This is a genomic window from Pseudomonas sp. B21-059 (assembly GCF_026016285.1).
GTDB lineage: Bacteria > Pseudomonadota > Gammaproteobacteria > Pseudomonadales > Pseudomonadaceae > Aquipseudomonas > Aquipseudomonas danubii.
The window spans coordinates 5,482,334-5,506,689 of sequence record NZ_CP087201.1; the positions used below are offsets into that span (position 1 = coordinate 5,482,334).

General features: G+C 63.6%; 25 protein-coding genes and 1 pseudogene. 12 read left to right on the forward strand and 14 right to left on the reverse strand.

Going from position 1 to position 24,356, the window contains the following annotated elements:
• Nucleotides 1-254: 254 nt before the first annotated feature.
• Nucleotides 255-1,151, forward strand: coding sequence for a polyphosphate kinase 2 (gene ppk2 / locus LOY69_RS24220; protein ID WP_265074922.1), 897 nt, complete (start codon nt 255-257; stop codon nt 1,149-1,151).
• A gap of 82 nt (nt 1,152-1,233) precedes the next feature.
• On the opposite strand, the pseudogene LOY69_RS24225 reads toward ppk2, so the two are convergent.
• Together LOY69_RS24225 and LOY69_RS24230 are read right to left on the reverse strand one after the other, a co-directional pair.
• Nucleotides 1,234-2,132, reverse strand: a pseudogene (locus tag LOY69_RS24225) (DMT family transporter).
• A 49-nt stretch (nt 2,133-2,181) separates the two neighbouring features.
• Entirely contained in the window at nt 2,182-2,808 is a 627-nt protein-coding gene (locus LOY69_RS24230) for a glutathione S-transferase family protein (protein WP_170001461.1), read from the reverse strand.
• Between the two features lie 80 nt (nt 2,809-2,888).
• Here LOY69_RS24230 and LOY69_RS24235 point away from each other — a divergent pair, with 80 nt between their 5' ends.
• Nucleotides 2,889-3,731 carry an AraC family transcriptional regulator gene (locus LOY69_RS24235; RefSeq protein WP_265073698.1) on the forward strand — a complete coding sequence of 281 codons (843 nt, stop codon included), beginning with the start codon at nt 2,889-2,891 and terminating at the stop codon, nt 3,729-3,731.
• Between the two features lie 49 nt (nt 3,732-3,780).
• Nucleotides 3,781-4,518 carry a hypothetical protein gene (locus tag LOY69_RS24240; protein ID WP_265073699.1) on the forward strand — a complete coding sequence of 246 codons (738 nt, stop codon included), beginning with the start codon at nt 3,781-3,783 and terminating at the stop codon, nt 4,516-4,518.
• 101 nt (nt 4,519-4,619) lie between these two features.
• Here LOY69_RS24240 and LOY69_RS24245 read toward each other — a convergent pair whose 3' ends face one another.
• Complete coding sequence (locus tag LOY69_RS24245; protein ID WP_265073700.1) at nt 4,620-5,960, reverse strand: sensor histidine kinase; 1,341 nt, start codon at nt 5,958-5,960, stop codon at nt 4,620-4,622.
• On the reverse strand, nt 5,957-6,667 hold the full coding sequence (locus LOY69_RS24250; RefSeq protein WP_265073701.1) for a response regulator: 711 nt from the start codon (nt 6,665-6,667) through the stop codon (nt 5,957-5,959). The genes LOY69_RS24245 and LOY69_RS24250 overlap by 4 nt, the downstream gene beginning before the upstream one ends.
• Before the next feature lie 167 nt (nt 6,668-6,834).
• Between LOY69_RS24250 and LOY69_RS24255 the strand changes: the two genes are divergently transcribed.
• The gene (locus LOY69_RS24255; protein WP_016968355.1) at nt 6,835-7,158 is read left to right on the forward strand and encodes a hypothetical protein; all 324 of its coding nucleotides are present in this window, start codon (nt 6,835-6,837) and stop codon (nt 7,156-7,158) included.
• A 69-nt stretch (nt 7,159-7,227) separates the two neighbouring features.
• Here the strand turns inward: LOY69_RS24255 and LOY69_RS24260 are convergent, their stop codons facing one another.
• Nucleotides 7,228-7,425, reverse strand: a complete 198-nt coding sequence (locus LOY69_RS24260) for a DUF3077 domain-containing protein (RefSeq protein WP_265073702.1) — start codon at nt 7,423-7,425, stop codon at nt 7,228-7,230.
• Between the two features lie 96 nt (nt 7,426-7,521).
• Between LOY69_RS24260 and gcvA the strand changes: the two genes are divergently transcribed.
• From gcvA to LOY69_RS24280, 4 genes are all read left to right on the forward strand, one after another.
• Nucleotides 7,522-8,451, forward strand: a complete 930-nt coding sequence (gcvA, locus tag LOY69_RS24265; protein WP_265073703.1) for a transcriptional regulator GcvA — start codon at nt 7,522-7,524, stop codon at nt 8,449-8,451.
• A 125-nt stretch (nt 8,452-8,576) separates the two neighbouring features.
• Nucleotides 8,577-9,185, forward strand: coding sequence for a LysE family translocator (locus LOY69_RS24270; protein ID WP_102880834.1), 609 nt, complete (start codon nt 8,577-8,579; stop codon nt 9,183-9,185).
• 103 nt (nt 9,186-9,288) lie between these two features.
• Nucleotides 9,289-11,217, forward strand: coding sequence for an alkaline phosphatase D family protein (locus tag LOY69_RS24275; RefSeq protein ID WP_265073704.1), 1,929 nt, complete (start codon nt 9,289-9,291; stop codon nt 11,215-11,217).
• Nucleotides 11,204-11,632: a hypothetical protein gene (locus tag LOY69_RS24280; RefSeq protein ID WP_413787133.1), complete on the forward strand. Its 429-nt coding sequence runs from the start codon at nt 11,204-11,206 to the stop codon at nt 11,630-11,632. Before LOY69_RS24275 ends, LOY69_RS24280 begins: the two co-directional genes overlap by 14 nt.
• Nucleotides 11,633-11,641: 9 nt before the next feature.
• On the opposite strand, the gene LOY69_RS24285 is transcribed toward LOY69_RS24280, so the two are convergent.
• The 3 genes from LOY69_RS24285 to LOY69_RS24295 all read right to left on the reverse strand — a co-directional run bounded on the left by LOY69_RS24285 (nt 11,642) and on the right by LOY69_RS24295 (nt 15,276).
• The gene (locus tag LOY69_RS24285; protein ID WP_213665906.1) at nt 11,642-12,211 is read right to left on the reverse strand and encodes a hypothetical protein; all 570 of its coding nucleotides are present in this window, start codon (nt 12,209-12,211) and stop codon (nt 11,642-11,644) included.
• 136 nt (nt 12,212-12,347) lie between these two features.
• On the reverse strand, nt 12,348-14,396 hold the full coding sequence (locus LOY69_RS24290) for a c-type cytochrome (protein WP_265073706.1): 2,049 nt from the start codon (nt 14,394-14,396) through the stop codon (nt 12,348-12,350).
• Between the two features lie 214 nt (nt 14,397-14,610).
• Nucleotides 14,611-15,276, reverse strand: coding sequence for an ArsR/SmtB family transcription factor (locus LOY69_RS24295; protein ID WP_102880838.1), 666 nt, complete (start codon nt 15,274-15,276; stop codon nt 14,611-14,613).
• 109 nt (nt 15,277-15,385) lie between these two features.
• Here LOY69_RS24295 and LOY69_RS24300 point away from each other — a divergent pair, with 109 nt between their 5' ends.
• Together LOY69_RS24300 and LOY69_RS24305 are read left to right on the forward strand one after the other, a co-directional pair.
• Nucleotides 15,386-15,895 carry a DUF2938 domain-containing protein gene (locus LOY69_RS24300; RefSeq protein ID WP_102880839.1) on the forward strand — a complete coding sequence of 170 codons (510 nt, stop codon included), beginning with the start codon at nt 15,386-15,388 and terminating at the stop codon, nt 15,893-15,895.
• A gap of 420 nt (nt 15,896-16,315) precedes the next feature.
• Nucleotides 16,316-17,563: an aspartate aminotransferase family protein gene (locus LOY69_RS24305; protein ID WP_265073707.1), complete on the forward strand. Its 1,248-nt coding sequence runs from the start codon at nt 16,316-16,318 to the stop codon at nt 17,561-17,563.
• A 24-nt stretch (nt 17,564-17,587) separates the two neighbouring features.
• Here LOY69_RS24305 and LOY69_RS24310 read toward each other — a convergent pair whose 3' ends face one another.
• From LOY69_RS24310 to LOY69_RS24320, 3 genes are all read right to left on the reverse strand, one after another.
• Nucleotides 17,588-18,172, reverse strand: coding sequence for a hypothetical protein (locus LOY69_RS24310; RefSeq protein WP_102880841.1), 585 nt, complete (start codon nt 18,170-18,172; stop codon nt 17,588-17,590).
• A 4-nt stretch (nt 18,173-18,176) separates the two neighbouring features.
• A complete protein-coding gene (locus tag LOY69_RS24315) occupies nt 18,177-18,617 on the reverse strand; it encodes a DUF3592 domain-containing protein (protein WP_199012301.1) in 441 nt (146 codons plus the stop codon).
• 124 nt (nt 18,618-18,741) lie between these two features.
• Nucleotides 18,742-19,572 (reverse strand): amidohydrolase family protein, encoded by an 831-nt coding sequence (locus LOY69_RS24320; protein ID WP_265073708.1) that lies wholly within the window; start codon nt 19,570-19,572, stop codon nt 18,742-18,744.
• Nucleotides 19,573-19,724: 152 nt separating this feature from the next.
• Between LOY69_RS24320 and LOY69_RS24325 the strand changes: the two genes are divergently transcribed.
• The gene (locus LOY69_RS24325; RefSeq protein ID WP_102880842.1) at nt 19,725-20,351 is read left to right on the forward strand and encodes an SMI1/KNR4 family protein; all 627 of its coding nucleotides are present in this window, start codon (nt 19,725-19,727) and stop codon (nt 20,349-20,351) included.
• 78 nt (nt 20,352-20,429) lie between these two features.
• Nucleotides 20,430-21,287 carry a DUF4087 domain-containing protein gene (locus LOY69_RS24330; protein WP_265073709.1) on the forward strand — a complete coding sequence of 286 codons (858 nt, stop codon included), beginning with the start codon at nt 20,430-20,432 and terminating at the stop codon, nt 21,285-21,287.
• Nucleotides 21,288-21,295: 8 nt separating this feature from the next.
• Here LOY69_RS24330 and LOY69_RS24335 read toward each other — a convergent pair whose 3' ends face one another.
• The 3 genes from LOY69_RS24335 to LOY69_RS24345 form a co-directional block, all read right to left on the reverse strand.
• Nucleotides 21,296-22,093, reverse strand: coding sequence for a GNAT family N-acetyltransferase (locus LOY69_RS24335; protein WP_265073710.1), 798 nt, complete (start codon nt 22,091-22,093; stop codon nt 21,296-21,298).
• A gap of 1 nt (nt 22,094) precedes the next feature.
• Nucleotides 22,095-22,571 carry an HIT family protein gene (locus LOY69_RS24340; protein ID WP_265073711.1) on the reverse strand — a complete coding sequence of 159 codons (477 nt, stop codon included), beginning with the start codon at nt 22,569-22,571 and terminating at the stop codon, nt 22,095-22,097.
• A 126-nt stretch (nt 22,572-22,697) separates the two neighbouring features.
• A complete protein-coding gene (locus LOY69_RS24345) occupies nt 22,698-24,305 on the reverse strand; it encodes a 5-guanidino-2-oxopentanoate decarboxylase (RefSeq protein WP_265073712.1) in 1,608 nt (535 codons plus the stop codon).
• Nucleotides 24,306-24,356 lie beyond the last annotated feature (51 nt).

The window sequence follows — 24,356 nt, forward strand, 5'->3', positions numbered from 1 at the left end:
GCCAACTGCCCAGCCCTAAAAATGACCGGAGGACATTGAACGCAACTACAGGCCCCCCTCCCATGAGTGAAGAATCCACCGCCCTGCCCGTGCCTCCCGCCCCAGCGCAAAACGCTCCGGCCACAACCAGCCCTGCCAGCACCAAGGCTGCTCCACGCAAAGCGGCTACGCCGCGCCCTCGCCGCCCACGCACAACCAAGACCGCCCCGGTGAAAGCCGCCGAAGCCGAAATCAACGCCATCAGCCAGAAGCCCATGGCCCTGCAAGTGGCCAGCGCGCCTCGCGGCTCCAATGAAGACAGCGTGTCCGCTGCGCTGCCGGGCAACTATCCGTATCGCAACCGCATGCGCCGCGCCGAGTACGAAAAGGCCAAGAACGAGCTGCAGATCGAGCTGCTCAAGGTGCAGAGCTGGGTCAAGGAAACCGGGCAGCGCATCGTGGTGCTGTTCGAAGGCCGTGATGCGGCCGGTAAAGGCGGCACCATCAAGCGCTTCATGGAACACCTCAACCCCCGTGGCGCGCGGATCGTGGCCCTGGAAAAGCCCTCGGAACAGGAAAAGGGCCAGTGGTACTTCCAGCGCTACATCCAGCATTTGCCCACCGCCGGGGAAATGGTCTTCTTCGACCGCTCCTGGTACAACCGCGCCGGGGTCGAACGCGTGATGGAGTTCTGCTCGCCCCTGCAATACCTGGAGTTCATGCGCCAGACCCCGGAGCTGGAACGCATGCTGTGCAACAGCGGCATCCTGATGTTCAAGTTCTGGTTCTCGGTGAACCGCGAAGAACAGTTGCGGCGCTTCATCTCACGCCGGGACGACCCGCTCAAGCACTGGAAGCTCTCCCCCATCGACATCAAGTCCCTGGACAAGTGGGACGAATACACCGCCGCCAAGCAGGCGATGTTCTTCCACACCGACACCGCCGATGCACCGTGGACGGTGATCAAGTCCGACGACAAGAAACGCGCGCGGATCAACTGCATCCGCCATTTCCTGCATGAGCTGGACTACCCGGGCAAGGACCTGAAAGTCGCCCACGCCCCGGACCCACTGCTGGTGGGCCGCGCCTCCCGGGGGCTGGAAGAAGATGAGCGCACCCAGGTCCAGGCGACTGCAGATGCCGGCGCTACAAAACTGGCCCTGTCGGCCTGACTGCCAGGCAAAAAAACTGCGCACAGACAGGCGGGTCTGGGCGCAGTCAAAGTTCAGCACCACGCTGAATCAGATCGGGGCCTCAAGCGGCCTCGGTCACCGGCGTCACCTTTACCGGAGGTTTGATCGACCCGATGTACACGGCAAAGATCGTCAGCAACGCGCCAGCGATCTGCAGCGCCGAACTGGCCTTGCCGAGAAACGCCACGTCGACGAAGTAGGTGATCACCGGCTCCAGCAACAGGATCAATCCCGCCAGTCCGAGGCTGATGGCGCCGATGGAGCGGTTGACCAATAGCCAGCCCACGAACTGCACCATCACCCCATAGATGATCAGCATCACTAACGTCTGTCCGTCGACAATGGCCAGGCTTTCCCCCATGGCCAGGGCGTAGGCCAGCAGCACCAGCGCGGCCCACAGGCTCAGGTTGAGCATCTGTGCGATCTTGTCGCCACCGCCGTCAGGCAACTGCGTGTTGACCTTGAGGAAATACACGCAGACGGCGTAAGCCAGGCCCGAGAGCACGCCATACACCACACCCTTGATACCCAGAGCACTGCTCATTTCCGGCAGCAACAACAGATACAGTCCAACAAACGCCAGGGTGATGGAGATCAGGAAGTAGAGCGAAGGCTTCTCCTTGAGCAGATAAAGGCCCAGCAGGGTCATGAAGAACACCTGGCAGTTGGTCAGGATCGAGCCGATACCCGGGCCGACGATGTAAATGCTCTGGTGCCAGAGCACCAGGTCGATGGCCAGGAACACCCCGGCCAGGGCCGTGTAAGACCGTGCCTTGGCACTCTTGAGCAACACCGGGATGCGGCGCACCTTGAGCAACAGGAAAAACAGGATCGAGGCGAACAGCATGCGGTAGAACCCCGCCCCGCCCGCGCCGATGTGGGCAAAGGCCACCGCCAGGGCCGACAGGCTGAGCATCAGCCCCCCAGAGTCAGTTCCACTACCGCTCTATTGCTCGACATAGATTCCCCCACCGTGATTGACCTTGTAGTTGCCCTGCACGCTGGACATTCAAGTTTCCTGCATCGCCAGTTTCAGCCACAGCAACACCGGAGGGTGCAGCAACACCGCATCGGCGTAGGGTTTCAGATCCCCCGGAATGGCGATGCCATAGCGCATGAAGCGCAACAGCACCGGCGCGAACATGGCATCCACCACCCCAAAGGTTCCGCACAGGAACGCCTCGGATTGGCTCCTGGCCCGCAACTGGCGCCAGATCGAAAACACCCGTTGGATCTCGGCCTCGGCTGCCTGGCTTAACACCTGGGCTGGCTCGCCGCGGTTGAGCCCGAACGGCAGTTGGGTACGCAACTCGGTGAAGCCGGCGTGCATTTCGGCGCACGCCGCGCGGGCCAGCGCCTTGAGCCCGGCATCCGCGGGCCATAGTTGGGCCTGGGGCCAGTGTTCCGCAACGTATTCACAGATCGCCAGGCTGTCGTTGATCGACAGGTCGTCCTGCAACAGCACCGGCACCTTGCCCGAAGCGGAATAGGCAAGGATTCGCTCGCCAGTCTGCGGCGCCTCCAACTTGATCTGGATGACCTCAAAAGGCACATCCGCAGTGACCAGGACCAACCAGGCCCGCAATGACCAGGAGGACTTCTTGTAGTCGCCGATCACCAGTTTCATCGCACTCATCGCGTCTAGCTCGCAGGGTTCAAGGAGTGCTAAATTTATCGGCCGGCAATCACCGCGTATTGCACAAAACTGGACATGGAATGGATGCCCACCAGAACCAACCCCCACCACCGCCAGGGGATTTCTCCCGCTTCTGGCGCATTCCGGAAGGTGACTGCGAGCTGCTGGCAGCCCGCTACAGCAGGCAGTCGTTTGGCCGTCACAGCCATGACCGCTATGCCGTAGGCGTCATCAGCGGCGGCGTGGAAAAACTCTTCTATCGCGGCAGCCACCACCTGGCGACCCAGGGCTGCGTGGTCACCATCAGCCCCGGCGAAATCCACGACGGGGTCCAGGCCTGCGACCAGGGCTGGGTCTATCGCATGCTGTACATAGACCCGCAGTGGCTGAACCGGGCCATTCTCGGTCAGCGCTTCGCAGCGGATCACATTCACCTGTTTCGCGAAGTGCTGAGCGAAGATCCGGCCTTCGCCCGCTGGTTCCTGCGACAACACCAACGGATCGAACAAGCCGACTCCAGCCTTGAACGCGAAAGCATTCTGCTGGAACTGCTGGCGCAGTTATTCCAGAGAAACGGCGTGCGCCAGCCAGCGACTTATCGCCAGGAGCGCGAGGCGGTGAAACGCATCAGACAGCGCCTGGACGACGACTTCGAACAGAGTATCCGCCTGGAAGAACTGGCGGCCCTGGTGAACCTGGAGCCGCTGTACATGATCCGGGTGTTCAAGAACAGCCTGGGCATCTCGCCCCACAGCTATCAGATTCAACGCCGCATCGCCCGGGTCCAGCACCTGTTGCGCAGCGGCGCGAGTATCACCGAGGCCTCTTTTCACTGTGGCTTCTTCGATCAAAGCCACATGACCCGGGCCTTCAAGAAAGTCGTCGGCGTCACCCCCGGCAGCTTTCGCAATTGCCACGCCTGAATCGCGCCACCGCGCGCACCTGACCTGTGCCCCATCAAGGACCCGTTGCATGCCTACCATCCAGACCCCGGAACTCACTCAACTGCCTGCCGGCGCCGTCGCCTACCCCGACGCCCGTGAGCTGTTCGTCGCCGACCAGCAAGAGCTGGCCGAGCACCTGCTGCCGCTGCTGTCCATAGACGCCAGCCTGATCAACCCCGAATGGTCCGGGCGCCTGCACCTGTTAAGCCCCATCGAACCTCACGAGGGGTTGGTGGGCGAGTTGACGGAACACTGCGGCTTTGGCAGCGAGCTGCTGAAAACCAACTGGATCGGCTTCAAGATCGAGCACGGTCGCTACCGCCTGTGCGGTGACCCGCGCTACTTCTTTCTGCACCCGGACAACGCCCAGTTGCCCGAACCACAGCGTAACTTGCGCAGCGAGCTGCAACGCCATTACGCCGAGCAGCATGCCGCCTACCAGACCGCGCGCCAGCGCTACCAGCAATTGGGCTACCTGACCTGGCCGGAAGATGACGAGCAGCGCCTGACCTTTATCGATGAGATCGGCGGTGTCGCCGAGGGTTACGGCAATTGGGTGGAAACCGTGGAGTTCCCCATGGATATCGTCGAGGCCACCGATGACAGCGGCGACATCGACGTCTGGCCCCTGAGTCCCGCGGGTCGGCGCTTCCAGCACGTACTCGGGGCTCCGGCTTACCACTATGGCATCAGCGGCGCCGACCTGATCGTGATGTTCTACGAGCCGGTGGAAGGCCTGGTGCTGTTCTGCTTCGACTGGTCCTGAGCCGCAACGGATTCAGTGTTCCCAGGCCGGGATCGGCCGGCCTGGGCGCTCGAAGGACTTCGCAAGGCCCTTCCGGGCCTTGTCGCAGCCTGCGGCAGCGGCTACAGCGGCAATTCCACCCGCGCTTCCAACCCACCGCCTTCACGATTGAACAGGCGCAACTCGCCGCCATGCTCGCGAACGATGGCCCGCGCCGCCGACAGCCCCAGGCCCACACCACCGGTGCTCTTGTTGCGCGAACTCTCCAGCCGGTAGAACGGCGCAAATACCTGCTCCAGCGCCTCGGGCGCAATTCCCGGGCCACGGTCCAGCACCCGCACCCGCAATTGATCGGCGCCCTGCTCCAGCACGATGGCCGGCTCGCCCCCGTACTTGATCGCGTTATCCAGCAGGTTGGTCATCACCCGCTTGAGCCCCAGGGGCCGGCCGCAATACACCAGGCGCGGCGGCCCGCTGAAAAGGATCTCCATGGACTGGTCGCGATAGTCGTCCACCAGGGTCTGCAGCAGCTCGGCCAGATCGAAATGGGTGGCCTGTTCCAGACGCGCATCGTCGCGAAAGAACTCCAGGGCCGAATTGATCATGGCCTGCATTTCGTCCACATCACGAAACAGGCGCTGCTGCTGATCGGCATCTTCGATGAACTCGCCGCGCAGGCGCATGCGGGTCAGCGGTGTGCGCAGGTCATGGGAAATAGCCGCGAGCATCTGCGTGCGGTCCTTGATGAAGTGCTGCAACTGCGCCTGCATGGCGTTGAAGGCGAGGATGGCCTGGCGGATTTCGTGAGGGCCCACCGGATCGATGGGCGGCGCGCGAAAGTCCACGGCAAAGCGCCGCGCACCCTGGGCGAACTGCTGCAGCGGCTTGGCCAGCCGGCGCGTGGCGATCAAGGCCACAAGGCCAGTGGAGATCAGCACCAGGGCGATCACGATCAGGTTGCGCGTGCCCTCCTCCAGGCCCCAACTGCGCGACGCTGAGGAAAACATCACCCAACTCTGATCAGTCAGTTGCACCAGCAACGCGTAACGCCCATCCGGGCCCGGCCAGTCACTGGGCTGGTAGGCCTCGATATGTCGCTGGGGCGGTTGCAGCATGGCGCGGATACCTTCCGAGCCGACCCGATACTCCGGGTCGTCCAGCTCAGGCAGGGCAAAGCCCTGGCGCGTCGGCTGCCAGCGAATACTCAGGTGGTCATTGCTGACCGCCGCCGCCAGTTGCGGGCGCTGGCCCGGTTCCGAGGCTTCGATCATGCGCACGATGGCCGCGGACTTTTCCAGCAACCCGGTTTCCGCCAGCGGTGGATAGGCCCAGACCCCGGCCAACTGCACGAACAGCGCATTGAACGCCAGGGCGGTGAGCATGGCCATGATGATGGTCAGGGCAATCCAGCGCGCCACGGTGTCGCGCAGTCGATAGCGCCACAGGGGCTTGATCAGCTTCACTGGCGGGTCACGCTGGGGGTGAACAGGTAACCGCCGTTGCGCACGGTGCGAATCATCGCCGGGCGCTTGGTGTCGAACTCCAGCTTGCGCCGCAGACGGCTGACCTGCACATCGATGCTGCGATCGAAGGCGTCATGGGCCTGGCCCCGGGCCAGGTCCAGCAACTGCTCGCGGGTGAGGATGCGCTGCGGGTGCTCGACAAACACCAGCAGCAGGTCGAATTCCCCCGCCGACAACGGAATCATCACCTGGTCCGGCGAGCGCAGCTCGCGGCGGGTCAGGTCCAGTTGCCAGTCGGCGAACTTGATCAAGGGCCGCGGCACCTCGCCGCTCACCGGCCGGCTCTCCCCAGCCCGGCGCAGCACCGCACGCACCCGGGCCAGCAGCTCACGGGCATCGAAAGGCTTGCTCAGGTAATCGTCGGCGCCCATCTCCAGGCCCACCACCCGGTCGCTCAACTCGCCCATGGCGGTGAGCATGATCACCGGCGTGGCGTGCTGCTGGCGCAGCCGCTGGCACAGGGTCAGGCCGTTGTCGCCGGGGAGCATCAGATCGAGGATGATCAGGTCCGGCACCTCGCGCTCCAGCGCCGCCCACAGCGACACACCATCGGTGGCCACGGCCACCTGATAGCCCTGTTGGACAAAGAATTTCTTCAGCAGCGCGAGGACTTCAATGTCGTCGTCCACGATCAAGAGACGGCTCACCAGCGGACATCACTTCAAGTCGGAGTAAGCGGTTATCTAAAACCATTCGCCGCCCGGCGTCATATATTTCAACGCAGTAACAAACCTTCAGCGGCGCAATAAAGCAGACATCTTTGCGCAAGGTTTGCCTGCCAGCATCGGCTTCCCCTTGCTGGAGAACCCTGACCATGCGCCTGATCAACCCCGCCCCGGCCCCTCTCGTCGCGCAGGATCTGCCCCTGCCGACCTCCGATCAACACGCCCTGATGCTGCTGCAACGGGTGACCAAACTCGCCGACGCCAGCCTGCATTGCCGCGAAGTCAGCCTGCGCCTGTCCGACGACCAGCACTACCTGGTGCTGACCCGCTACAGCGAGCACTACAGCCCCGAAGGCATGGAATGGGTGGAACGCAAGCACCGGGTGTCGGTGACCGAGCTGTTGCGCTGGGTGATCGAACAAGGCCAGCCGCAGAGCATTGAACGCGGCGAAGAGCACAAGGCCTCGGCCTGAGAGAATCGCAGGCGGGGAGCAACTCACCTCCGGGCTCCCTGCGCCTACACAGACCTTTAAAGCTTCACCTCAATCCGCGCGCTGCCCTTCCCCGGCAGCCGGCCAGCTCCCCAGGCACAAATCATCGACAATCGCCTTGCCCATCTCGCTGAAGTAATGAGCGGCCCAGGCATAGCGGTCGTCCCGCTCCAGCGCCGCGTCCCGAGCCAGATGCTTGGCGTGGAACAGCAATTGCGACACCTGCTCCAGGGCTTCGCGCAGCGGCACGTCTGGATGTAGGAGCGAGCTTGCTCGCGATGGACGTTAACGATGTGGCACTGACAAACGCTTTTATTGCGCCGCATAGGTGACTAAATTAGACACATGATCACTGACCTTCCCCCCTTGAACGCCGTCCGCGCCTTTGCCACCGCCGCTCGCCACGAAAGTTTCAGCCGCGCTGCTGAAGAACTGCACGTGAGCCACAGCGCGGTAAGCCGCCATATCAAACTGCTGGAAGAGCACCTGGGTGTGTTGCTGTTCGAACGGCGCATTCGCCAGTCGGTGCTGACCCCCGCCGGGCAAGCCTTCTATGAACAGGTCAGCGTGGCCTTGACTCAGATCGCCGCGGCCGCGGTGTCACTGCGCCGCGGCGCGGCCCTGCGCAAGGTGACTGTCAATGTGCGGCCGTCCTTCGCGGTGCGCTGGCTGATTCCGCGCTTGCCGCAGTTCATGGCGCTGTACCCGCAGATCCAGCCGGAAGTGGTGACCAGCACCCTGCTCCCCGACCCGGCCAAGGAAACCTTCGATCTGGTGATTCGTCGCGGGCGTTCGGGCTGGGCGCCATCGCTGCAGCCTCAGCGCTTGCTGGAGGATGAAATCCTGGTGGTGGCCGCGCCCTCGCTGTTGCAAAGCGCAGCGCTGAACAGCCCCAAGGATCTGGGACGCCATACCCTGCTGGTCAGTCGTACCCGCGCCAACGACTGGCAAAAATGGCTGGAACACTGCGGTCTGAAGCCACTGCGCCAGCCACCGACCTTGCATTTCGACCATCTGCACTTCGTGCTCCAGGCCTGTGTCGACGGACTGGGGCTGGCGCTGTGCCCGGCCTCGTTGCTGGCCAAGGATCTGAGCAGCGGCCGGCTGGTCTGCCCGTTGCCGGAACTGCACCAGCCGCTGACCCGCTATTACTACGCGCTCGCCGCCGATGCCGCCCCCGAAGCCCAGGTGTTTATCGAGTGGATGCTGGCGCAGATTCAACAGGACGCGGTGACTAATCGGACCCAGGTGCCCGCCCGGGCCAGCGGCGCCTGAGACGCTTTGTAGAGCCTGTGCATGGATCTGATTTAGGCACATCAGCCGTGCAATTAAAGCGTTTGTCAGGCCGCCAACCGCGGAGCAGGCTGCGCCCCTTCAATGGCTCATTTCTGGAGTGTTCCATGGCAAGTTATGGACTGTTTTTACTGCTGGCCACCCTGACCATTCTCAGCCCCGGCCCCGGGGTGGTGCTGACCCTGTCCAACGCCCTGCGCCACGGCTGGAGCGGGGCACTGCCGGGCATTTTCGGTATCGCCCTGGGCGCCTTTGTAGTGGCGGGGATCTCCGCCAGCAGCCTGGGTCTGGTCCTGGCGGCCTCAACCACCGCCTTTACCCTGCTCAAGTACATCGGCGCCCTGTACTTGCTGTATCTGGGGGTGAAGATGTGGCGCACGCAGAGTTTCATTCCGCCACTCCAGGACACTAAAAGCCGCCCCGGACGGCGCTTTGTCGAGGCCCTGTCGATCCAACTGCTCAACCCCAAGGCCGGTTTTTTCTTTCTCGCGGTGTTCCCGCAGTTCATCCAGCCGCAAGGCGATTACTACAGCCAGTTCTTTGTGCTGGTGGCGTCCTACAGCCTGTTGGTGATTGCGCTGCACAGCGGTTACGCGCTGATGGCCAACGGCGCCAGGGGCTGGCTGTCCAGTAGCCGAGGGGCCAGGATCGTCGGCAAACTGTCGGGGATGACCTTTCTCGGATTCGGTGTGATGCTGGCCAGCGCCCATAAATAATCGGATACAAAAGCCTTGACCCGGCGCCCGCAGCCGACGTTTCTTCGACATCGGCTGCGCTACCATTGCGCCCCCTTTGCTACCGCTAGAGACCCCGCAGCAGATGCCACTGACTAAGCCCGCCCCTGCCCTGCCCCCCGTTCTTGCCGGCCCGCTGCTGCGCCGCCTGGAGCCAACGCGGCTGGTGCTGTGGCTGGTGGGTTCAAGGGCGTTGCCGCTGACCCTGCGCCTGCAACCCGCGGGCGGCCCGGCCCTGGAACGGCCCCTCGATCAGCAGCAATGCCAGGTCATCCCCGTCGGGCGCCAGGCCTTTATCCATCTGATCGATGTGCCCCTGGACGACGCCCTGCCCCAGGACGTGACGATTGCCTATGACCTCTTGATCAACGACGCCGAGGACGGCGCCCGATCCATTGCCGACTGGGCGCCGCACCTGCTGTATGGCGATGCCAGGACTCCGGAGTTCGTGCTCCACAGCCGCATCGACAACCTGCTCCACGGCTCCTGCCGCAAGCCCCATCACCCGTCCACTGATGGCCTGCTCTGCGTCGACCGCCTGCTGGCGCAACAGCCCGAGCCCGCACAGCGCCCCGCCTTGTTGATGATGAGCGGCGATCAGGTGTACGCCGACGATGTGGCCGGGCCCATGTTGCGGGCGGTTCACGCCCTGATCGAGCGCCTCGGGCTGTTCGATGAAGAGTTGGAGGGCGCGGTGGTGGCCGACAGCCAGGCGCTGTACCGCCATGGCGCCAGCTACTACCAGCGGGCCGAATTGCTCCCGGCGCTGAAGAGCAATGAAACCCTGCGCGAGCGGTTTTTCGGCGGGGTGAAAAAGCCGATCTTCACCAGCAGCAATGCCGACAACCACCTGGTGACCTTCGCCGAGGTGCTGGCCATGTACCTGCTGGTGTGGTCACCGGTGCCCTGGACCCTGATCGCGCCACAGCCACCGCAACTGACGCCGGAACAGCAAACGCGCTACACCCGGGAACAGCAGCGCATCGATGATTTTGTCCAGGGGCTGAAGGGTGCCGCGCGGGTCTTCGCCCACCTGTCGTGCCTGATGATCTTCGACGACCACGACATCACCGACGACTGGAACCTCAGCGCCCAGTGGGAAGAAACCGCCTACGGTCATCCCTTCTCCAAACGCATCATCGGCAACGCGCTGCTGGCTTACATGCTGTGCCAGGGCTGGGGCAACAACCCGGACGCCTTCACCCAACTGCTGGACCACACCCGCGCCTTGAGCGCCACGCCACAAGGCCCGAAACACCTGTTGCAACGTCAGGCCCAGGACGATTTGATCGACCAGTTGCTGCGCTTTGCACAGTGGCAGTACGTCTTGCCCAGTACCCCTGCCCTGGTGGTGCTGGACACCCGCACCCGGCGCTGGCGCAGCGAGTCCAACCTGGGCCAGCCCTCGGGCCTGCTGGACTGGGAGGCCCTGTGCGAACTGCAACACGAACTGCTGGATCACCCCTCGGCGATCATCGTTTCACCGGCGCCGATCTTCGGCGTCAAGCTGATCGAGACGGTGCAGAAAGTCTTCAGCTGGTGCGGTTACCCGCTGCTGGTGGACGCGGAAAACTGGATGGCCCATCGCGGTTCGGCCCAGGTGATCCTGAACATCTTCCGCCACTCGCGAACCCCGGGCAGCTACGTGATTCTCTCCGGCGATGTGCATTACTCCTTCGTCTACGAAGTGCTGATCCGTCACCGCCAGGGCGGCCCGCGCATCTGGCAGATCACCAGCAGCGGCATCAAGAACGAATTCCCCGACACCCTGCTGGAATGGTTCGACCGCCTCAACCGCTGGCTCTACTCGCCGCGCTCGCCGTTGAACTGGTTCACCAAGCGCCGGCGGATGAAGGTGATACCCCACGTGCCCGAGCATGCCGAAGCCGGGGAGCGACTGTGGAATTCGTCGGGGATCGGCCAGGTGTTTTTCAATCAGCAGGGCCAGCCGGTGACCATCCTCCAGCACAATGCCAATGGCGCGGCGCCGACGCGAATGATTGCGCCGAGATAGAATCCGCCAGCGCGCCAGGCAGATCCCCGAAAGCCCAAGGAAGGAGCACCGCGTGTCATCAGACATCACCCCGAAGCAGCGGGACGATATTCGCTACGTGTTATCGGACGCCTTTGTCGATAACGAGGTGGACTACGCCTACATCGCCCGCGAAACCCAGGCCTATGACCGGGCCGAGGTGGAGCGCATTCTCTACGAAGAGGTGGCGCCGGTGTGCTACATCAACCTGATGGCAGTGATCCCGGAAATCTGGATGGGCTTTGCTCGCGAGCCCTTGCTGGAGGAGATCGAGGCAGGCCTGGCGCTTCGGCGCAGCAACCGCTGGCAGGCGTTTCGCGTGCGCTTGTTCATCCGTTGGATCCGCTTTCGCGGGGCCTATATCTGGGAGGAAATCTGCAAGCACTATGCGCCCTAGGTTCGAGCCCTAACGCGCATCAGCGCTGCAGTAATCGGTAGGCCGCAGCGCCACCCGTTCCGGCAGCATTTCGCCCTGATCGTCGATCTTGCGCAGCATCGCTGTGCACATCTGGTCCTGGAGAAAGACCATCTGATAGGTCGCACCGGCCTCGGGAACGAAGGTCACGCTTTGTTCGCAGACAAAGCGGTAGTCCTTATCCATCCCGGGCTCGGTGTTGTAGAACATGAAGGCGAACGGACGATTGGCCGGGATCTTCAGCTCGTTGGCGCCAAAGCCTTCCTGACGGCGCATGCGGTCGGTGGCGGCCGTCATGGGGATGCCCAGGTTGCGGAAGTTGGGATGGGCAATACCACGATGGGGGCGAACCATCAGCCCGGAGCTCGGTTTGCGCCAGTCGATGCAATCGCTGTAAGGCACGCCACGCACCAGCCCCTGGGCGACGATGCGGATCAGCGCGGTGTCACCGGCATCGGCCGGCACCCGGTAGCTCACGGTGGTGGCCTTGAGGGTGGAGACAAAGGTACAGCCGCCGAGCCCCAGTGACAGGCTCAGCAACAGGATCGAATGCAGCCGCATGATTCATCCTTGATGGGACCGCCAGCGAAGGCTGAGGCAAAGGATGGCGATCTTACCTCGGCGCCAGGGAGCATCGGCAGATTTTTCTGCGGGGCCTGTAGCCGCAGCTCAAGGCGGCGGCTACAGGGTCAAGCCCTCAGTAACGAGCGTCCACCGGACGGCCACCGTTGGGCCAGTCCTTGACCTTGTCCGGGAAGTCCGGCCGCGGTTGGTGGGAGAAGTACTCGGCCACGTCCAGGGCTTCCTGATCCGAGAGGCCGCCCTGGCCCAGGGGGAATTTCTCGTGGAAGCCAATCGGCATGTTGCGTTTGACGAAGGCCGCTGCGGTGTAGGTGCGGGCCATGCCGGCGCCGATGTTGAAGGATTGATCGCCCCACAACGGCGGGAAGATCAGGCTGCCGTCGGCCCGTTTCAGGCCTTCGCCATCCGCGCCGTGGCACACCGCGCATTGCTTGGCATAGACCTGCTTGCCATTGTCGGCGTTAGGCTTGAGGGCCGGGTCGATCTTGCCCACGCCGCGTCCGGCCACCTTGTCTTCGGGACGAGTGTTCATCTTCATCCACTCGAAGTAGGCCACCATGGCTTGCATGTCGGCGCCGTTCACCGGCAGCGGCTTGCCATGCATGGAACGGCGGAAGCAGCCGTTGATGCGCTCTTCCAGGGTGATGGTCTTGCCCGCCCGCGGCGCGTAGCCGGGGAAGAACGCCGAGACACCGACAAAGGGAGAACCGTCAGCCACGGTGCCGGCGTTGAGGTGGCAACTGGTGCAGTTCAGCGAGTTGCCGACGTTGTCCGGCAACAGGGCTTTGGTTTCCAGGTGCAGGCGCATGCCACGCACCACTTGCTCGGCATTCGGCGCCGCCAGCAGGTTGGCCAGGCGCGGGGTTTCGAACAGGGTGCTTTCCACTTGCGGGCTCAGTTGCGCACGCATCTTTTTCACTTGCTCGGCGCTGATGGCCGAACCGTTGTTGCCCCAACTGCTGCGGATAAAACTGAGGATCTCGGCGATCTCGCCGTCCGCCAGCTGAGCAAAACCAGGCATGGTGTAGACCCGCGGATGAGCCGCGGTCTGCGCGGTCTGCCAGCCGGTCAGGGTGATGTGCAGCAGGGAGGTCGGGTTGGCCGAAGCGACGCTGGGGTTGCCCGCCAGGGACGGGAACATCTGCGGCACGCCGGCGCCGTCCTGGCGGTGGCAGTCGGAACAGAATTGCGCGTAACCCAGGCCGCCACGGGAGGTGAACAGGTTGTTCGGCGGGGCCGCCGGGGTCAGGGCCACCGAAGGCATGGGCAGGTCATCCTTGCCGGCCGGCAGGGACTTGAGGTACGCGGCGATGGCGGTCAGGTCGGCGTCGGTGAAGTGCTGGGTGCTGTGGTGGATCACGTCGGCCATGTTGCCGGACACCGTGGCGAAGCGGTTCTGCCCGGTCTTGAGCAGTTGCACCGTGTCTTCCACGGTCCACAGGTTGCGCAGGCTCAGGGCCCGCCACTCTTCCACCGTCTCGCCGGCCAGGTAGTGCTGGCCGCCGGACTCGGTGTCGCTCATGGCCTTCTCCTGGAAGGCAATGCCCCGTGGCGTATGGCAGGAACCGCAGTGACCCAACCCCTGGACCAGGTAGGCGCCGCGATTGAGCTGCTCGTCCTTGGCTGGATCGGGCTTGAACGGCTGCTTGTCGACGAAGGCCAGGTTCCAGAACCACAGGCCCCAGCGCTGGTTGAAGGGGAAGCCCATGTCGGCTTCCAGGTTGCCCTGGGCCACCGGTTCCACGCCGTGCATCAGGTAGGCGTAGAGAGCGCGCATGTCCTCTTCGGTCATCTTGGCGTAGGACGGATAGGGCATGGCCGGGTAAAGATGGCTGCCGTCAGGGGTGACGCCTTCGCGCATGGCGCGATCGAACTCTTCAAAACTGTAGCGGCCGATACCGGTGTTTTTATCCGGGGTGATGTTGCTGGAGTAGATGGTGCCCATGGGCGTCTTCAGCTCCAGGCCACCGGCCATGGTGGCCCCGCCCTTGGCGGTGTGGCAGGCGATGCAGTCACCCAGCTGGGCCACGTACAGGCCACGCTGGATCAGCTCGGAGTCGGATGGGGTAACCGCCGTTGCCGGGGTCGGCTCACTGGCTTGCAGAGGGGGTACGCAGAGCAACGCAGCGCCTAGCAGGCACAGGCGCGACAGAGAAAAAGCCATCAGGTTATTCCTTTAAAATCCGCCTGGGGTGGTCCCCTCGGCCGATATCCACAAAGGTTTTTATTGGTTATCCCGACCTTCACGGTGCAGGTCAGGGGCTCGATACCTCGTGAGTCCGAGCCTGGTGCCCTTGTATCGGATTTTTCTGAAAGCCCTGTTGATATGGATCATGGCGCCCTAGGCAATGTCCTGTATGCCCGCCTACGTGACACTTTTACTCACTGGTTTCCACCTCCAATCCGACCGCTTGCCAATCGCTGAACCCCTCATCAAGGCGTCGCACCTTGAAGCCCTTGGCCCGTAGCAGGGCTGCGGCATTCTGTGACAGCACGCAGTACGGACCACGGCAGTAGGCCACCAGCTCTTGATCGGTGGACAGTTCGGCCAGACGCTGTTCCAGGTCCGCCATCGGGATGTTGATTGCCCCAGGCAAATGCCCTTGAGCGAACTCCTCCGGCGAACGTACGTCCAGCAGGGTCATGCCGCCTTCCTGCAAGCGTTGACGCAGTTCCTCACGGGATATGCCCTCCAGTCGCATCGGCTGTTGCTCGCTGTCGGCCAGCAGTTGGCGAATCTGCCCATGGTTGTAATCGACGTACTGACGCAAGGCGTCCAGCAGGCTCACCAGCGGCCCCGGGCTCAGGCTGTAGAGCACCCGTTTGCCATCACGCCGGGTCTGTACGAACCCGCCTCGCCTCAGCTGCTGCAGGTGTTGCGAAGTGTTAGCCACCGAGAGCCCCGAGGCTTCCACCAGGCGCTCCACCGGCTGCTCGTCGCGGGCGATGTGCTCCAGCAGGATCAGGCGATGGTGGTGGCCGAGAATACGTGCCAGCTCAGCCATCTCGGCCAGGGGCTGCTGGGGGGAAATCGAATCGCTCATTGACAGCTCCTGCTGTTTTATTGATCATTCAATCACTTAATTGAATGAAAACCTATCACACCCATGCACAAGGCTGAAGCACAGCCCGTCGCACTTCAAGGAGTCCTTAATGCATGAGTTCGTCGCGTTGATTTCACAGGCGTTGCTGTTGGGCATAGGCGCTACCTTGATCCTTGATCTTTGGACGCTGCTTCTGGCGCGGGGGCTGAACATTCCTGGTGCCAACTGGGCCATGGTCGGCCGCTGGATAGGGCATTTTCCTCGCGGGCGCTTCGTGCATCCAAGCATCGCCCAAGCCGCCGCGGTACCCGGGGAGCATGCGCTGGGCTGGCTGGCGCACTACCTGATCGGCGTCGGCTTTGCCGCCCTGTTGCTGCTGATCTGCGGCCTGGAGTGGGCGCGACAACCGACCCTGGCACCGGCCCTGATCATCGGCGTGGTGACGGTGGCTGCACCGTTCCTGCTGATGCAACCGGGCATGGGCGCCGGAATCGCGGCGAGCAAGATGCCCAAGCCGAATGTGGCCCGGCTGCGCAGCCTGATGGCGCATTCGGTGTTCGGGCTGGGGCTGTATGGCGCGGGGATGTTCTGGGCGTGGGTCCAAGAGCTGACCGCGTGATCGGCCATCCAGCCAGTGTCCACTAGGCTCCGTTCTCAAACCGTCACTCGGGAACAGGTGCCCCCGGCTGGCTTTCACTGATCAATGTCAGCCCTAAAGTAGGTTCTTTTCCGGAGTGGCAGATTTTTCTGCCCCCTGTATCAGCTCCATCAAGATGATGGAGCTGACGCACTCCCCCCCTCAGAAACAAGGCACTCACAGCCAAGATCACGACTCGACGTCGTTGCTGTGGTAGCACTGGTCGCCGTTGCCGCGCTGATCCGTCACCTGCGCAAACGGCGCAAGACCCGGGATCGTTGACACGGCACTTTGGGCACATCGGGAATTTTCATACTGAACCGACGACTTTATTTCGTTTGTCCCAAGCCCTCGCCAACGGCTTAGATAACGGCTCGTTTCCGGCACCCAGAGCCCGCATCCATGAGCCACGAGAACATCAGCCGTTCGCTTTCCACCGTCCACCCGATCCGCCTCAGCCACGGGCGCAACGCCGAAGTCTGGGACAGCGACGGCAAGCGCTACATCGACTTTGTCGGCGGTATCGGCGTGCTCAACCTTGGGCATTGCCATCCGCGGATCATCGCGGCCATCCAGCAGCAGGCCACCCGGCTCACCCACTACGCCTTCAACGCCGCGTACCACGAGCCCTACATCGAGTTCATGCAGCGCCTGGCGGACTTTATCCCGGTGCGTTACCCGGTCAGCGGCATGCTTACCAACAGCGGCGCCGAGGCCGCGGAAAATGCCCTGAAGATCGTCCGCGGGGCCACCGGGCGCAGTGCGGTCATCGCCTTCGACGGCGCCTTTCACGGGCGCACCCTGGCCACACTCAACCTCAACGGCAAGGTAGCGCCCTACAAGCAGAAGGTCGGAGTACTACCCGGGCCGGTGTACCACCTGCCCTTCCCCAGCGCCGACAACGGCGTCACCTGCGACGAAGCGCTGAAGGCCATGCAGCGCCTGTTCAGTGTGGAAATCGATGTCGAGGAAGTGGCCTGTTTCATCCTCGAACCGGTGCAGGGCGAAGGCGGCTTCCTGGCCCTGGACGCCACCTTCGCCCGGGCGTTACGCAGCTTCTGTGACGAACACGGAATTCTGCTGATCGCCGATGAAATCCAGTCCGGCTTCGGCCGCACCGGGCAGCGCTTTGCCTTCTCTCGCCTGGGCATCGAGCCGGACCTGATCCTGCTGGGCAAGAGTATTGGCGGCGGGCTTCCGCTGGGCGCGGTGGTAGGTCGCAGGGCGTTGCTGGACGTGCTGCCCAAGGGCGGCCTGGGCGGCACCTATTCAGGCAACCCGATTGCTTGCGCGGCCGCTCTTGCCACCCTGGAGGAAATGACCGATGCACATCTGCAAGCCTGGGGCGAACGCCAGGAACAGGCCATCGTGCAACGTTATGAGGGCTGGAAAGACGATCGGCTGAGCCCGTATCTGGGACGCTTGACCGGCGTCGGCGCGATGCGCGGCATCGAGTTGGTCAATGCCCGCGGCGAACCGGCGCCGGAACAGTTGAGCGCCCTGCTCGGCAACGCCCGGGAGGCCGGGCTGCTGCTGATGCCCAGCGGCAAGTCGCGGCACATCATTCGCCTGCTGGCGCCCTTGACCACCGAGCCTGAAATCTTTGAGGAGGGCCTGGATGTTCTCCAGGAGTGCCTGGCGCGCCTGTGACTCCCGGCGCGCCTCAGGGCGAGGCTAGAACAGGTAGCCCATGTAGGTGGCAATGCCGCCACCGGCCTGTGGTCCGACGTTCATGCCAGCCATGACCACTGCGCCCTTGGCCGAACGCAGCAGCTGCTCGTTGACCTTGATCGAAGCCATCATGGTCGCCGGGTTGCTTCCCAAAAAGACGGCCAGGGCCAGTAGCTTGGGGTCCAGGCCGAACAGCAGGGCCGTGGCCGAACCGCCCACCACCAGTCCGCCACCGACTTCGGTATAGAAGCAAGGCCCGGTGATGTCGTCCTCGGTCAGGTCCCGGCTGCGAAGGGCATCGCTGACAAAGACCTTGCCGGTGCTGGGAAAAGCCTCCGCCGCACCGGCACCACTGACGCTCTTGCCCTTGACCTGGATATTGACCTTGCCGAAACGCGGCAGGCGCCCACCAAAGCCGGCGCCCACCCCCAGACCGCCGTAGCGATAGCTGACGTCCTTGCCCTGAGGCGAACGCAGGGTGATCGATCCACCACCGCCGGCCACTAGGGCGATGGTCAGGCCGCCACCGCTGGCGGTCTGGTACAGCCATTTACTTTCGTTGACCGGAATCGGAATGCTGAGGTTCATGGGGTCAAAGTCCTTTTGCTCTTTGTGTGGCTCGTCCGCGCTGGCTGATGACACCCACCAGGCCGGCCAGGGTAAATACCAAACCGATCAGGCCGAGCACACCCGGGGTGGCCCAGAGTGCTGCCGGGTCGTCGATGACCGCGCTGTTGGCCGGCCGCTCAGGCTGGTAGTACACCCGCACGGGCTGATCCTTCTGGTAGCCGAAGATAAAGCCGCCCTGGGGGTAGGAAATTTTCTCACCGCTGCCGGTGGTAAAGGCGATCTCGGGGTGCGAACCACCGGCGTTCAGGTCGCTGACGATACCGTCGGCGGTCTGGGCGCTGGCAATGAATTCGCGACGATCGAGGGTGAGATTGACAGCAATGGCCAACAGGCCAATGCCGATCAGAACAAACAGCAGACCCTGGAGGATCTTGCCGAGGCGTGACGGGGTGGAGTTAGCCATGGGCTGTCTCGATATTCGTCCGTGAAAGAGGGAGGCCACGATAGCAAGAAACCTACCCCCAGAAAAACCGCCGCAGCGGCGTTCAGGCGCCCAGGAGATCCGCTTGAGCGCCTTTTGCCAGCGCTTACAAACCGAATACCCGACGGGCATTGCCCTGGAGGAATTTGTCCGCAATGGCCGGCGGAAGTTCCAGCGCTCGCACCTGTTCCAGGCATTTTTTCAGCGACAGCTGGGGGAAGTTGCTGCCGAACAACACCTTGTCCTGGCCATAAGTGCGCATGAAGTGCAGCAACTGCGGGGGGTAATAGGCCGGCAGGTAGGCGGAGGTATCGATGTGGATGTTGTCGTGCTTCCAGGCCAGACCGATCATCTCGTCGGTCCAGGGGTGCCCGATATGCCCGCCAACGATCACCAGTTCGGGAAAGTCCAGGGCCACCTCGTCCAGGTACGGCACGGGCCGCCCGGTTTCCGAGGGCATCAGCGGCCCGGTATGACCAACCTGGGTACAGAAGGGAATGCCCAATTCGATGCACTTCACATACAGCGGGTAATACCAGCGATGATTGGGCGGCAGTTTCCATAACCAGGGCACGATGCGCAGAGCCTTGCAGCCCAGTTCCTTGACGGCCCGTTCCAACTCGGCCACCGCCGCCATCGGCCGGCTCAGGTCCACCGTGGCCACGCCGACGAAACGTTCGGGAAAGGCCCGGGTATAAGCCGCAATCTCATCGTTGCTGAACACCCAGCCCTCGGGCCGGCACCAGGCCGAAAGCATGAGTTTCTCCACTCCTGCCTGGTCCATCAGTTCCACCGTGTGTTCAATGCTCAGGGCCTGGTCCAGCAAATGCGCGGACCCGGACTTCTCGAACAACCGCGCCACTTCCGGCAACAGCGCCCGGGCACGGCCGTTGGCCGGCTGCGTCCAGGCATCGATGGCGCCCCGTTTCAAGGTCATTGGGCGGTCCCCCCTATGTATTCAAGATCGAAACCACAGGCTAGATCCGGACCTTGCCGCCAACAATGTCCGCAGCGCTCATCAGGCTTGACCCATGTGTTCAAGCCATGGATAAAGCTTTCCCCTTCCCGACACCCTCGCAAGGACGCTCCATGACCGATCAAACCACCCCCGAGCAATGGCCCCCTGCCGGCTGCCCGCCCCTGGCCTGGCCGGATCTGCCTGATCAAGCCGCGCGGCTGAGCTGGTACCTGGCGGTCATCGGTGCCTACGGTGCGCTGTGGGAAGGACACGTCAACGAGCCTGAATTAACCCCCGTCAGCGAGGAAGCGCTGGTAGCCCTGGAGCAGCGTCTGGGCTGTGCCTTGCCGCCTTCTCTGCGCGACTATCATCGGCAGCTGGGGGTCTTGTCCCTGGCGGAGATCCTTTGCAGCGTAGGCCCCGGCCATACCCCGATCCAGCCTCTGCTGGAGGCCTACCCTGGCATTGTCGATATCCCCGAGAGCGATCTGGACCTGGCACTGGCGCACCAGTTGGTTGCCTTTGGCGACTACCTGGGCAACGGCAACCTGTTCTGTTTCCACCGGGAAAGCGGCGCGGTCTACTACTTCGATCACGACACCGGCGTAGCGCTGACACGTTTCTTCGACTCCCCCGAGGAGTACCTGGATGCGCTGATGCTGCTGTGCCTGGCCGAGGTGTACGAGGACGACGACGGCGCCGAAGCGCTGATCAGCCAGCGTTACGGCGACGACTTGGTGCGCAAGTGGCGCTACTGAAGAACAAGGACCTCGGTCTCTACTAACGCCAATGCCGGCGCACAATCTGCGGTTCTCAACCCCGAACAAGGATGCTCCATGTTTCAGCGTGCCCTGATCTGCACACTCCTGACACTGCTTGCCTTACCCGCCAGCGCCGCTCCGGCCAAGGTCGAACGCCGATGCGGCTGGTTCGAGAACCCGACGCCGGCCAACGCCACCCTGACCGACCGCGACGGCGTCTGGGAAATTGCCAGCCAGGGCGGTTATCAGGCCGAGGGCGACTGGCCCACCTTCAACGATCAGCAATGGGTGCGGACCAACAATCATTACGGCTACGGCTGTGCTTGTGTCAGCGCCAACGCTGATCCACAGACTCATCGCCTCGACCACTTGCACAAGGCCAAGGCCCGCCCGCTGTCCGCCTGTCGCGACGATCCCAGCCTGTACGAACCCTTGCGCGAGGAAGCCGGAGTTCCGGTATTGCCCATGGATTCACCACGCTTCAAGGCCCAGGGCTTCAGCCTGCAATACCCCAAAGGCTGGAAGCTTGGCCAGGCGCAGAACTGCCTCACCCTGGACCACCCGAAAAAACGTCCCCAGGAGGAATACACCCTGCACCTGTGCCTGCAGCAGGGCAGCCTGGAACAGGCCGCCGAAGGTTTGTTTTTCTATCAGGAAAACGGCGTGTGGATGCGCAGCGCCGGAAGGGATGAACCCAGCCCGGTGCAAGAGATTTCAGGCCCCGGCTGGAAAGGCCTGCTGGCCTATCAGACCTGCGGCATCAGCGATGGGGACACCGGCTTTCACGCCTATGGCGGCACCTGCCTGATGGCGCTGATCGACAGCGGCCAGCGTCAGGTGGTGGCTGATAGCGTCGGGTTCTTTCAGGACTTCGCCACCCTGAGGGCGATTCTGTACTCGATCCGCTTCGCCCCGGCGCCAGCGGCGCCATAGAGCTCGCGCTAAGGCACCGCCCGATACAGGGCCTGCAGGTGACAAAGGCGCAAGCCGTAGTGCTCCAGGTTGCGCCGGCTTTGCGAGTTCACCAGGGCCGTGGCCGCGACACTCCGGGCGCCAAGAGCGGCGGCCTGTTGCACGCGATGGCCGATCAGGGCCCGATGATGGCCCTGCCCCCGGGCGGCCCGGGTGGTAAAGGCAGTGCCCAGGTAGGCCACGCCATTGTCAGCGATGAACAGCGCTGCGCCAGCCACTGCAACACCCCGGTCCCGCAGCAGGTACAAATGCCCGCGCCCATCGTTGAGCAAGCCGCTGAAAGCCGCCTGGTTGATCGGCCGCGCCGCCGCAGGGGTATTGAAGCCTTCGCTGTGCAGCGCGCAGAACCTTTCAAGGTTCAAGGCCGTCACCGGCTCGATATCCAGCGCCGAAGACGGCGGCGCCAGTTCGTCGATCGAAGCGAACAACTGCCCGTGGGTCCAACCCTTGAGGCGCTGCAATGGCTGCCCCTCCAGTTCCAGGGTGCCCGCCACCTTGGCTGACTCAGCGATCAAGGCGATCGCCGGGGCGCAGGCCGCGCAGGTCTGTAACAGCTCGGCGAGGCGGCAGGCCTGTTGCGCCCAGTCGCCATGCACCCGGTTCATCATCGGGCTGGGATTGCCAGCGACGACGAAGGCGCCACACCCCGGCTCGCCCAGCAGGCTGGCCCCATGGGGGTTGCCTGCCAAGTTCGCCAAGCCCTGAACCCGGGCCCGCAGGTACTGGGCCTCCGCATATTCAAGCGCCAGCGCCCGGCGGCGATCCATATCAGCGACCGCCCATCGGGGTTTCACTGACCCAGGGCACGCGCACTTGTTCGGCAATGCTGGCAGCCTGCTGCTGCAGGACCTCGAGTTTGGCGCGACGCCCAAACAACCCGCTGAAGTGCAGCAGCAGGCGCCCGGCAAAGCCCAGGGCATCGCCACGCTTGCGCGGGATCAGGTGCAGATGGGCATGGGGGATGTGCTGGTTGGTGGCCCGACCATCATTGACCAGCAGGTGGGTGCCTTCGACGCCGTAGCCGGCACGCCGCTGCGCGGCCAGCAATCCATCGAACACCTGATACAGATGCTGACGGACGAAGCCGGGCAATTGATCGAGCTTTTCCACGTGGGGCTGGGGAATCAGCAGGACATGACCCGCCCCCATGGGATGCACGTCCATGAAGGCCATGCAGTGTTCATCGCGGTAAACCACGGCCGCTGGCAGGGTGCCGGCGACAATCTGGCAGAAAATGCAGTTCATCCATGAATCCTCAAGTGACAAGGTGCGTCCTGGCGGGCTACGTCAATGTAACCCACCTTATCCCTTGAAGGCCTGTCCCTTGAAGACTCATTCTTGGAGAGCCCGTTCGCAGAACAGGCCTGCGGATCAGTCCAGAGCCAGATAGGCGCCGGCGTCGACTTCGATCATCACCGGCTGGCGGATATCCCTGAGGCTCTGCAGCAGTTGCTGCAACTGCGCCGGGGTGTCGGCGCGATGGTGCCCCACATGGAAGCTCTGGGCCATGGCCCGGAAGTCCGGAGTGAGGATGTCCACCCCCAGCGGCGCGATGTCCCGGGCCTGCATGTAGTCGCGGATCTCGCCGTAGCACTGGTTGTTCCACACCAGCAGGATCACCCCGATCTGCGCTTCCTTGGCGGCGATCAGTTCGCTGCTGGCGAACTGCAAGCCGCCGTCCCCCACCAGCGCCACCACCGGACGCTCGGGCCGTGCCAGCTTGGCGCCCATGGCTGCCGGCAGGCCGTAGCCCAGGGTGCCGTAACCGCTGCCGGCGTTGAACCAGCTGGCCGGGGCCGGTGCCTGGTAGCCGCAGGCGCCCTGGTACACCGGTTGGGTCGAGTCGCCCACCAGGATCGGGCTGCCCAGGGTGTCGCGCAGCAGGTCGAGCAAGCCTTGCAGGCCTTGTTGCTTGGGCGTCCAGCCGGTGCGTTCGGCCTGGTTGACCCGCTGCACGCTGTCCACGGCCCAACGACCGCGAGAGCTGGGTTGCAGCACTTTGCCAAGCAAGGCTTGCAAGCCTTCCAGGGCATCGCCCACCAGGCCGACATGGGCCCGCTGCACGCCCATGACCTGCATCGGGTCGATGTCCAGGCGGATCAACGAGCCTTTGAAACGCAGCGGGCCCAGGCCAAAGAAGTCGTAGTCGGTTTCCCCCAGTTCAGTGCCCACGGCCAGCACCACGTCGGCTTCGTCGATCAGCGCCCGGCCATGGGCCGATGACTGCACGCCGTCGAGCAACAGCGGGTGCGCGCAGGGCAACAGTCCCCGGGCGTTGGTGGTCAGGGCCACCGGCGCTTGCAGGCGTTCGGCCAACTGGCGCAACGTCTCGGCGCAACCCCGGGCGCCGCCGCCGGCCAGGATCAACGGCCGGTGAGCGCTGTTGAGCAAGGTCGCGGCCGCTTCGATCGAGGCTCCGGCCGGGGCCGGAGCACCGGGCAGGCTGCGGGGCATCAGGTTGAGGTCGTTGGCGGGCATGTCCAGCACATCCAGGGGAATCTCGATGTGCACCGGCCGTGGCCGCGCGCACTTGAACACGGCAAAGGCCCGGGCCAGGAGCTCCGGCAGTTCCGCAGGCGACTGCAGGGTATGACTGAAGGCGCAGACCCCGGCCACCATCGCCCGCTGGTCCGGCAGTTCATGCAGATGGCCATGGCCCAGGCGCAGGTGCTCGCGACGGTTGACCGTGGAGATCACCAGCATCGGCACCGAATCGGCGTAGGCCTGGCCCATGGCGGTGAGGATGTTGGTCATGCCGGGGCCGGTGATGATGAAGCACACCCCGGGCTTGCCGCTGGCCCGGGCATAACCGTCGGCCATGAACCCGGCGCCCTGTTCATGCCGCGGGCTGACATGGCGCAGGCGGCTGCCGTGCAGGCCGCGATACAGCTCGACGGTGTGCACGCCGGGAATCCCGAACACCGTGTCCACGCCATAACCTTCCAGCAAACGAACCAGCGACTGGGCACAGGTGGTCATCGACTACTCCTCTTGTTCTTATGCGTCCGGACGACACCCTGCGCCCGGCTG

Coding starts and splice junctions, on each gene's coding strand:
- ppk2 (WP_265074922.1), top strand. CDS start 255: ATGGCCCTGCAAGTGGCCAGCGCGCCTCGCGGCTCCAATGAAGACAGC.
- LOY69_RS24230 (WP_170001461.1), bottom strand. CDS start 2,808: ATGAGTGCGATGAAACTGGTGATCGGCGACTACAAGAAGTCCTCCTGG.
- LOY69_RS24235 (WP_265073698.1), top strand. CDS start 2,889: ATGGATGCCCACCAGAACCAACCCCCACCACCGCCAGGGGATTTCTCC.
- LOY69_RS24240 (WP_265073699.1), top strand. CDS start 3,781: ATGCCTACCATCCAGACCCCGGAACTCACTCAACTGCCTGCCGGCGCC.
- LOY69_RS24255 (WP_016968355.1), top strand. CDS start 6,835: ATGCGCCTGATCAACCCCGCCCCGGCCCCTCTCGTCGCGCAGGATCTG.
- gcvA (WP_265073703.1), top strand. CDS start 7,522: ATGATCACTGACCTTCCCCCCTTGAACGCCGTCCGCGCCTTTGCCACC.
- LOY69_RS24270 (WP_102880834.1), top strand. CDS start 8,577: ATGGCAAGTTATGGACTGTTTTTACTGCTGGCCACCCTGACCATTCTC.
- LOY69_RS24275 (WP_265073704.1), top strand. CDS start 9,289: ATGCCACTGACTAAGCCCGCCCCTGCCCTGCCCCCCGTTCTTGCCGGC.
- LOY69_RS24285 (WP_213665906.1), bottom strand. CDS start 12,211: ATGCGGCTGCATTCGATCCTGTTGCTGAGCCTGTCACTGGGGCTCGGC.
- LOY69_RS24290 (WP_265073706.1), bottom strand. CDS start 14,396: ATGGCTTTTTCTCTGTCGCGCCTGTGCCTGCTAGGCGCTGCGTTGCTC.
- LOY69_RS24295 (WP_102880838.1), bottom strand. CDS start 15,276: ATGAGCGATTCGATTTCCCCCCAGCAGCCCCTGGCCGAGATGGCTGAG.
- LOY69_RS24300 (WP_102880839.1), top strand. CDS start 15,386: ATGCATGAGTTCGTCGCGTTGATTTCACAGGCGTTGCTGTTGGGCATA.
- LOY69_RS24305 (WP_265073707.1), top strand. CDS start 16,316: ATGAGCCACGAGAACATCAGCCGTTCGCTTTCCACCGTCCACCCGATC.
- LOY69_RS24310 (WP_102880841.1), bottom strand. CDS start 18,172: ATGAACCTCAGCATTCCGATTCCGGTCAACGAAAGTAAATGGCTGTAC.
- LOY69_RS24315 (WP_199012301.1), bottom strand. CDS start 18,617: ATGGCTAACTCCACCCCGTCACGCCTCGGCAAGATCCTCCAGGGTCTG.
- LOY69_RS24320 (WP_265073708.1), bottom strand. CDS start 19,572: ATGACCTTGAAACGGGGCGCCATCGATGCCTGGACGCAGCCGGCCAAC.
- LOY69_RS24325 (WP_102880842.1), top strand. CDS start 19,725: ATGACCGATCAAACCACCCCCGAGCAATGGCCCCCTGCCGGCTGCCCG.
- LOY69_RS24330 (WP_265073709.1), top strand. CDS start 20,430: ATGTTTCAGCGTGCCCTGATCTGCACACTCCTGACACTGCTTGCCTTA.
- LOY69_RS24335 (WP_265073710.1), bottom strand. CDS start 22,093: ATGGATCGCCGCCGGGCGCTGGCGCTTGAATATGCGGAGGCCCAGTAC.
- LOY69_RS24340 (WP_265073711.1), bottom strand. CDS start 22,571: ATGAACTGCATTTTCTGCCAGATTGTCGCCGGCACCCTGCCAGCGGCC.
- LOY69_RS24345 (WP_265073712.1), bottom strand. CDS start 24,305: ATGACCACCTGTGCCCAGTCGCTGGTTCGTTTGCTGGAAGGTTATGGC.